Below are 8016 nucleotides of genomic sequence, written 5' to 3' on the forward strand. Positions count from 1 at the left end.
GATTTTAAATTAGCAAAAATAACAAAACCGCATATCTTAGATAAGACATGCGGTTTATATCAAAATAACTAGAACTTGTTGCTAAACAATAGCGCTTACGCACATGCTTCTATTCTTTAGCACTATTATTTCGTTTTCCTGTTTTCTTATTATTCTGCGCTGATTTATCTTTTTCTACAGTTTCAGACTCTTTTTCAGAAGAAGACTCTTTCTGCTCAACTTCAGATTTAGTATCATCAACCTCAGAATCGCCTTGCTCAGGATTTGCCTCAGATTGATCAACCATAAAATCAGATTGTTCAACCTCGTTTTCACCCATATCAATATCAACAGAAGTAAGAACAGCCATTTGAGTTTTATTTGCATCATCATCTGCAACAGCAACTACAGCGCCATCATGACTTTGTGCAATAGAAGAAAAATCGTAAGCACGCTCTCCTTGATCAGCTAAATCAACGCCCTTACGTTCCTTAGCTTCCGAGATTCGCCATCCAAAAAGCTTTTCAAGAACAAAAGCTAGCACTGCAGTTACAGCACCTGCATAAAGCACCGTAATCCCAATCAAGCACAGTTGTGCAACTAACTGATGCCAATCACCAACAGCGAGTAATCCAGAGCCATCAGCAAATAAGCCTACTGCAAGCACACCAATAAGCGCAGCAACACCATTCACGCTAACTACATGCAAGGCACCATCGTAGCGCACAAAAGTACGAGAGTGAGTCACTAGAGAAGTAATAACACCAGAAAGAACACCCAAAACTAAAGCCCACAATGGAGCAATAACATCCGCGGCTGCAGCACTTGCAGCTAATCCAGCCATAACACCAGACGCAGCTCCCAAAGCAGTAAAGCATCCAGAGTGTAAACGTTCAGTCACACCCCAGGCAAGCATTGAAGCAGAAGCAGTTATTGTGGAACTCACCCAAGCATAACCAGCAACTCCAGGAACACCTGCAGAAGAACCAATCATTAACCCAAGCCAACCGAACCAAATCAGGAAAACGCCAAGCATAACGAAAGGAACATTATGCGGCTGGCGAGCAGCAACACCATTTTCGACTGCTGACTGCGTTGCAGTGGATTCAGCAGCAACTTCAGTTACTGTAGCAACTGGAGAGACAACAGTCTCACTAGCAGCATTTTTAGCATGCTCAACATCAGCCCACAATGCGCGCGATAAACGACTTTTAGGATTACGCGAATTAGTAGCTCCAGAATTAGCATTGCCACTCGTATGCGCAACATTCTTAATATGCAAAACAAAACGCTTAAGAGGGAAGTGAGCATGTCCGCCAATGATCATAACAATTGCAAAAGCCGAAACAGCCGCAGCAATATGCAATATAGAGCCACCCGCGAAGTCATGCACTGAAATACCTAACGCCTGTGAAATAGCACCATTAGGCGAAAGCAATCCACCACCGCACACCATATGCGCTAACGGAGCGAATACTAAAGTAATCCACACAGCTACGAAAATAAGCCAAATAGCGTAACGCACTCGACCGGCTAGAGCTCCAGTAATAAGCGCTACTGCAACAACAGCACATGCTAAACGAAAAGCTGCAGGAATGCCACCAGATAATCCGGAATTTGCGTCCATAGACGTAAACACACCATGATCTGCCACCATCGAATCACGGAATAGCAAACCACTCAATGGATCACCTATAACACCACCAGCCATATCTTTGCCAGCAAAAGCTAACGACCATCCCCACAGCGTCCAAACCAGTGTAGTTACAGCAATAGCGCCAGCTGAAAGCATCATCATATTCACCATGGAAGTAGCGCGTTCACGGCCTCCATAGAACAGGGCAATACCCGGCGTAATAATAAACACCAACGCGCCAGCCAACAATGCCCATTGCGGATCCATTGTGGTCATTTTTCACCTCAATTATTTGAAACAGCGCAACAATAACATCATTGCAGCTTAAGTATTACTTATATAACTATTGTACCGAGAAACTCTTATAGCCAAAACTCATAAAGACTTTAGTGGAAGATTAAAAACTACCACTCATGCAGCTACATCAATGCTCAGCATTAAGCGAGCAGACCGTCTACGAAGCTTTGAGCATCAAACGGGACCAAATCATCTGGTCCTTCGCCAAGACCTACTAGCTTAACCGGCACACCAAGTTCACGCTGTACAGCTATAACAATTCCACCTTTAGCGGAACCATCAAGCTTAGTAAGGACTACGCCCGTAATGCCAATAGCTTCAGCAAATACTTTTGCTTGAGACATGCCATTTTGACCAGTAGTTGCATCCAATACCAGCAATACTTCATCAACAGGCATAGTTTTTTCTATAACCCTACGAATTTTGCCAAGCTCTTCCATTAAATTTGCTTTATTCTGCAAACGACCAGCAGTATCTACAATCAATAAATCAGTTTGTTCTTCTTTTGCCTTATTCGCAGCAATAAAAGCAACAGAAGCAGGATCAGCACCATCTTTATCTGCACGAACAACTGGCACGCTTACTGCAGACGCCCAAGTTTCAAGTTGATCAGCTGCAGCCGCACGAAAAGTATCTGCTGCAGCAAACATTACTGAACGTTTTTGGGCAATAAACAATCGCGCTAATTTACCAGCAGTAGTGGTTTTACCGGTGCCATTAACGCCGACCATCATAATAACGCTAGGGTGATGCGCATCTGATTTATCTGCATTTAAGCGTCGATCAGCGTCTTCATCTACTATTTTCAATAGTTTCGTACGCAATGCTGAATGCACATCTTCTGAACTAGAGGTACCAGCAATGCGTGCATCTTTGCGTAGATCTTCTACTAATTCTTCACTAGCTCGAGAGCCAACATCGGCCATAAGAAGAGTATCTTCTACATCTTCCCAATCTTCTTCCGAAAGATGGTCCTTGCTTATGATATTAAACAATGCACGACCAAATGGATTTGCACTATGAGCCAAACGTTCGCGAAGACGTTTAATACGCGAAGAAGTACTTTCTGGCAATAATTCAGACTTTACTTCTTCATTAGGTATAACAGCTATGTTACTTTCTATCTGTTTTCCAGATTTTTTTGTTCCACGCGCTTTAGTTTTGCCTGTATCGATTGAACTATCAACGCTTTCAGGAATTACTGGTCCATGACTATTGCTGTGAATGCGCAAAATCACTGCAACTGTTACTAATAAGATGGCAATAACAACAGCCGCAGCCGCAAACCAAATTAGCATGTTCATATCCATAACCATATTCATGACATCAAGACTATGAAAGTCAAGGGACACTAGCAATACATTTCACTATTTTTTCTCATCTTTGTCACACTTCAACGTCAATATGCTTAAGTACATCTGCATCTATTACACTAATAAAAGTAGTAATAAATAGCACGAGCTATTATTACGCAAAATTTGAATTCACAAAATCATTAAGGAGGATTTTATGTCAGATCAGCCTACCGTAAATGTATACGGTGCAGATTGGTGTGGAGATTGCAAACGCGCAAAAGCTGCGCTAACCCAGTATGGTGTGGCATTCGTTTGGCACGATATTGAAACAGAAGAAGGTGCTGAAGAAAAAGCGATTGAAATTAGCAATCAAAAGCACATTCCAGTTGTTACTTTTGCGGATAATACTTTTATGGTTGAGCCATCTGCAACACAAATAAAAGCAAAACTGGAGTCACTCGGAATACTGCAATAAATATATATAACACGCATAAGTTCACACGATATTCACTTCGTCGATTGAATGTAGTATACTTGGCATTTGTTGCCCCTTTAGCTCAATTGGCAGAGCAGAGTCCTTTTAAGTCTTGGGTTGTGGGTTCGAGTCCCACAGGGGGCACTTTTTTATATCCAAATTTAGGGTAAGCGAGTAAACTGCAATAAAAAAAAACGGGGGAGTCGAAGCTCCCCCTACGAAAAATTCACTTAAGATCAAAAACGACAATCAATGCCATACTTGTTGAGAATTAGCTAATTACTTATATAACGCAATACTCAACTCGCCCAAACACTAGCATCTTGATCATCTTCAACTATATCGTGACCTACAGGTGTTGGAGAAGAATACGTGTATTCATCATCCACAACGCCAGAATCAGCATCTGCATTAATAGCAGCAAGAACATGCTTATCCATTTTGTACTGTGGTAATACGTTCTTAATATAGCTAGTTACAGCATCTTGCATAGCAACGTCATGGCCAACTTTTTCTGCCATAAACCAACGATGATCCAACACTTCATGGAAGAACTGAGCTGGTTCAATTTGCGAACGGAACTCAGGAGGAATCATACGAACTGTTGGCTCGAAAATTTCACGCATCCAATCAGTTGCAACAATTTCTAATTCCTCACCTTGTCTCCACGTCGAAGTGCGATACGCATCCAAATCGTTCAGAAGCCTTCGAGCCTGATTCTCTTGAACGTCCAATCCAGTAAGACGAAGAAGCTTGCGGGAAGCATAACCAGCATCCACAACGCGAGGTCGAACCAAAACCCTTCGACCATCTTCTGAAGTCTTCATCTCCAACTCATCAACATCGAAACCAAGCTCATTTAGACGATTAACACGACGTTCAATTCGCCACATCTCATCAGGACTGAACTTATCAACGTCAGTAAGCGTACTCCAAAGCGAATGATAGCGATCTACTAGACGATTGCCTATACTGATTTCATCTACTTCTGTCGGTAAAAGCTGACCGGAGCTCAAATCCATAAGCTCACCAATAATGTTGGTTCGAGCTAAATCGATATCGTATTCTCGTTGACCTTCTGTTAAACTTCCATGCAAATCACCAGTTTCTGCGTCAACTAGGAATGCAGAAAAAGCATCTGCATCTCGCAAAAACAGCACGTTGGAAAGCGATACATCGCCCCAATAGAAGCCAGAAAGATGCAAGCGCACCATAAGAACAGCAAGCGCATCGATAAGGCGCTCTGCAGTATCCGGACGCAACGTACGAGCAAATAATGCACGATATGGTAGTGAGAACTTTAAATGTTTCGTAACTAACATTGCCTCAAGCTTTTCACCATTAGCGTCATGGCGTCCTGCAACAACAGCTATAGGAGTAACTGTAGGCAACTCAAGTTTACGAAGCCTACGCAAAAGCTCATACTCACGTTCTGCAACTTGACGAGTAATTTCCTTCATTGCATACACTTCATCGCCAACGTGAACAAATCGCACAACGTGACGAGAAATACCACGCGGCAAATTCACGAATAAATCAGCAGGCCATTGAGAAAGTGGTAATTCCCAAGGCAGTGTAAACATTTTTGGATCTGAACTAGCCGCAGTAATCTTCAGTGCCTGCGGCTCTTGAGACGACGCATTCTCGTCCTGTGCAGATACCGAAGTTGCTTGCACAGCACGCGGGTCTAATTGAGGAGCGTCATTCCATTCCATAAAGTTTATTTACCAATCAAGCTCATGCCAACGATATCACTGCATTCCAGATAAACACAGCTCAACCACCGACGAATTATTGATAACAACTATATATAATAAGCGATGCATTGTAATGATGTATTATTGCACACTTATTATGCTGCTTTTTTGTGCCAAAAACGGGGTTCGCGTCATACTGCGAACCCCGCTATACCTTATACCGAAAGTTTGCTTACTAGCTCATATAAGCAGGCAAACCAACACTTTTAGTTCAAACGCAACTCCGTAGAAGGTGCGAACAGATGCATCTTAGATGGATCAATCTTGATCTTCACGGTGTCGCCAACCTTTGGAAGAGCACGTGGGTTCACGCGAATAGTAGTGAGCTTGTTTTGATCAGACATCATCGTAGATGCTTCCTCAGGAGAACCATCGGTGATGATATTGCCGTAGATATAGCCATCGGAACCGAGATCTTCCACGTTCATTACCTTCAAGGAGAACGCATTTGGATCATCGGATGTTGCCAAGCTTGCATCTTCTGGACGGAAGCCAACAATAATCTGTCCGTTATCTTCTGCAGTGAGCTTGTCAACAGCCTCAGCTGGAAGAACTATAGAATCCTCACCGATCTGAGCTCGACCGTTTACAACTGGGTGCTGATTGATATTCATGGATGGCGAGCCAATGAAGCCTGCAACGAATACATTTGCAGGGCGGTCATAAAGCTCAGTAGGAGCTCCAACCTGCTGCAATACGCCAAGCTTAATCACTGCAATGCGATCGCCCATGGTCAAAGCTTCAGTCTGATCGTGGGTAACGTACAGAGTAGTAACACCAAGCTGACGCTGCAAAGCAGCAATCTGAGTACGAGTCTGAACGCGGAGCTTAGCATCAAGGTTGGAAAGAGGCTCATCCATGAGGAAGACTTTTGGTTCACGAACAATTGCGCGACCCATAGCAACACGCTGACGCTGACCACCAGACAAAGCCTTCGGCTTACGATCCAAATACTCTGTCAAATCCAACACTTCTGCAGCTTTTTCAACACGCTTGCGAATTTCTTCCTTAGGAACACCAGCAATCTTCAAAGCAAAGCCCATGTTATCAGCAACTGTCATGTGTGGATACAGTGCATAATTCTGGAAGACCATTGCAATATCGCGATCCTTTGGCTGCATTGTAGTAACATCTTGACCGCCGATGAGGATACGTCCTTTGTTAACCTCTTCAAGACCTGCCAACATACGCAAAGTAGTTGACTTACCGCAACCAGATGGACCAACGAGTACGAGGAACTCACCATCTTTAATAGTCATGTTCAAGTCATCAACCGAAGGCTTATCGTTGCCCGGGTATATACGAGTCACATGATCAAATACAACTTCTGCCATGATATGTCCTTTCATCGGCAGGTACGTGCCGAACGATCCGTAGTGAAGGGTGTGCACTCATGACCCCAATTCCTACATCGGCGGGTATCAATCGTCCACAGTTTACTTACCTGGTCCATTGAAGGTTCTCTTCGTTGAGCCATGCCTTAATATATCATGTTTATCTTAGAAAAACAGCAAAAAATCAGTATTTTGCATAAACTCGGCGTGTCGAGTAAGACGCACAAAAGGAGAATAACTATGGATCAACAACAAGAAACAACAAATGATGAAATGCAAAAATCAAATACCCCTTATAGTAAAAGCTTAATTGGCATCGTAATAGCACTAGTTATTCTTGCATTCGCTGCAGGAGCTGGGTTTATGACTTATTACAATTCAATCAATAAACCACAAGTAAAAATTGAAAATCCAACAACCAATAAGCCAGATACACAAATTGAGGATACAGCAAACTCCCAAATAGCCAAAGAGATTAAAAAACTGCCTTCTTCTGACATCCCACCGGCATCTAATTTACAAGGCGGAATTCTTCTTAGCAAGGATGGGTACGGCAAGCAAGCTGCTGGTGCTCCTACAGTTGCTACTTATTTTGATCCTTTGTGCCCTGGCTGTGGAAACTTTAATCGTACTGTTGATGAAACTTTAATTAAAATGGTTGAAGCAGGTCAAATTAACCTAGAACTTCACCCTATGTCATTCTTAAATCGTTTTAGCTCAGATCAATATTCTTATCGCGTCTCAAGCGGTATTGCTTATATCGCCTCATATGATAACGATCCAAAGCATTTGCTTCAGTTTATCAATAGCATCTTTAGTGAAAGATTCCAGCCGGAAGAAGGCGATGGATACCAAGCAACACCGAATAAAGCTCTTATTGATTTAGCTGAAGATGCTGGAGTTGCAAATAAGATTGCGAATGAAGCCTTTAACCTACACTATGTTAAGTGGCAAGAAGTTATTAATGAGAATACTCCAGAAGAAAAAGCTTTATGGAATGTTTCTGGCTCTAATAAAGGCGCTATGACAACTCCAACAGTAACAATTAATGGTAAGCTAGTAGATCTCAATGCAGCTTCTGAAAAGCAGATGGATCCTTTGGAAGCTATATTAAAGTCTTTGGGAATCGATAAAGAACATGTTGGCAAATCTGGCCATATGCCAAAAGTTACATATAAGAGCAAGCCGCTTGATTTATAAATAAAATTAAGTAATTTCTATACTAAAACGGACGTTAAGAATA

General features: G+C 42.4%; 6 protein-coding genes and 1 tRNA gene. 3 read left to right on the forward strand and 4 right to left on the reverse strand.

Annotation, left to right across the window (positions count from 1 at the left end; genetic code table 11):
* Positions 1-109: 109 nt before the first annotated feature.
* Positions 110-1891 (reverse strand): ammonium transporter, encoded by a 1782-nt coding sequence (locus tag A5295_RS05135; RefSeq protein WP_064621992.1) that lies wholly within the window; start codon positions 1889-1891, stop codon positions 110-112.
* Positions 1892-2052: 161 nt separating this feature from the next.
* Positions 2053-3234: a signal recognition particle-docking protein FtsY gene (gene ftsY, locus A5295_RS05140; RefSeq protein WP_101885826.1), complete on the reverse strand. Its 1182-nt coding sequence runs from the start codon at positions 3232-3234 to the stop codon at positions 2053-2055.
* 187 nt (positions 3235-3421) lie between these two features.
* Between ftsY and A5295_RS05145 the strand changes: the two genes are divergently transcribed.
* A complete protein-coding gene (locus A5295_RS05145) occupies positions 3422-3682 on the forward strand; it encodes a glutaredoxin domain-containing protein (RefSeq protein WP_004105832.1) in 261 nt (86 codons plus the stop codon).
* A gap of 71 nt (positions 3683-3753) precedes the next feature.
* Positions 3754-3826, forward strand: a tRNA-Lys gene (locus A5295_RS05150).
* Between the two features lie 155 nt (positions 3827-3981).
* Here A5295_RS05150 and A5295_RS05155 read toward each other — a convergent pair.
* A complete protein-coding gene (locus A5295_RS05155) occupies positions 3982-5397 on the reverse strand; it encodes a DUF4032 domain-containing protein (protein WP_064621994.1) in 1416 nt (471 codons plus the stop codon).
* 248 nt (positions 5398-5645) lie between these two features.
* The gene (locus A5295_RS05160) at positions 5646-6773 is read right to left on the reverse strand and encodes an ABC transporter ATP-binding protein (protein WP_004105828.1); all 1128 of its coding nucleotides are present in this window, start codon (positions 6771-6773) and stop codon (positions 5646-5648) included.
* A gap of 240 nt (positions 6774-7013) precedes the next feature.
* On the opposite strand from A5295_RS05160, the gene A5295_RS05165 reads away from it, so the two are divergent.
* The gene (locus tag A5295_RS05165) at positions 7014-7973 is read left to right on the forward strand and encodes a thioredoxin domain-containing protein (RefSeq protein WP_082915505.1); all 960 of its coding nucleotides are present in this window, start codon (positions 7014-7016) and stop codon (positions 7971-7973) included.
* The last annotated feature ends 43 nt before the right edge of the window (positions 7974-8016 follow it).

The sequence above is a fragment of the Gardnerella sp. 26-12 genome, assembly GCF_001660745.1.
GTDB lineage: Bacteria > Actinomycetota > Actinomycetes > Actinomycetales > Bifidobacteriaceae > Bifidobacterium > Bifidobacterium swidsinskii.

Bases quoted from the DNA above. Each gene is read 5' to 3' on its own strand.
- A5295_RS05135 (WP_064621992.1), bottom strand. From the start codon at position 1,891: ATGACCACAATGGATCCGCAATGGGCATTGTTGGCTGGCGCGTTGGTG.
- ftsY (WP_101885826.1), bottom strand. From the start codon at position 3,234: ATGAATATGGTTATGGATATGAACATGCTAATTTGGTTTGCGGCTGCG.
- A5295_RS05145 (WP_004105832.1), top strand. From the start codon at position 3,422: ATGTCAGATCAGCCTACCGTAAATGTATACGGTGCAGATTGGTGTGGA.
- A5295_RS05155 (WP_064621994.1), bottom strand. From the start codon at position 5,397: ATGGAATGGAATGACGCTCCTCAATTAGACCCGCGTGCTGTGCAAGCA.
- A5295_RS05160 (WP_004105828.1), bottom strand. From the start codon at position 6,773: ATGGCAGAAGTTGTATTTGATCATGTGACTCGTATATACCCGGGCAAC.
- A5295_RS05165 (WP_082915505.1), top strand. From the start codon at position 7,014: ATGGATCAACAACAAGAAACAACAAATGATGAAATGCAAAAATCAAAT.